Below are 465 nucleotides of genomic sequence, written 5' to 3' on the forward strand. Positions count from 1 at the left end.
CGGAGGTGGCGGTTGCGGTAAAGAAGGACAGCGTCTGCCTGTGGGCGTGGGTCAGCCGACGCTGAAGGTGGATAACCTGACCGTGGGCGGTACTGCCTGAGAAACTGTAATTTAAAGGGTATTGGTGCCCGATAAGCGCTAGCGCTATCGGGCATATCATCACTTCTCGTTTCCCCGGCCGTACATTCCCTGGAATAGCTTCGCCACATCGACAAAATAGGCTGTCAGATAGTTAATCACTACCTGCACCTTGAGTGGCAATTTGTCTTTTTCGGTATACAGCGCGTAGACCGGACGCGGAGCCGACTGGTAGCGGGGAAGCAGGATCTCGACGTCGCCACGATTGATCTCATCGATCAGCCACATCAGCGGTACATAGGCAATGACCGTGCCTGCGGCCAGCCAGCGTACCAGCGTCATCGGATCGGTAGTCACGAAGGGCCCCTCTGGGATCAGGCGGGTGGG

2 protein-coding genes are annotated in these 465 nt (G+C 57.0%); one reads left to right on the forward strand and one right to left on the reverse strand.

All coding sequences use genetic code 11. The annotated features are described in order from the left end of the window. A partial coding sequence (locus tag ACU8YC_RS27020) for a hypothetical protein (RefSeq protein WP_446896266.1) occupies window positions 1-100 on the forward strand: 100 nt, incomplete at its 5' end. Window positions 101-159: 59 nt separating this feature from the next. On the opposite strand, the gene ACU8YC_RS27025 is transcribed toward ACU8YC_RS27020, so the two are convergent. Next, window positions 160-465, reverse strand: a 306-nt coding sequence (locus ACU8YC_RS27025) for a LysR substrate-binding domain-containing protein (protein WP_446896265.1), incomplete at its 5' end; no start/stop codon positions are given.

The sequence above is a fragment of the Citrobacter sp. VF227 genome (genome assembly GCF_052950715.1).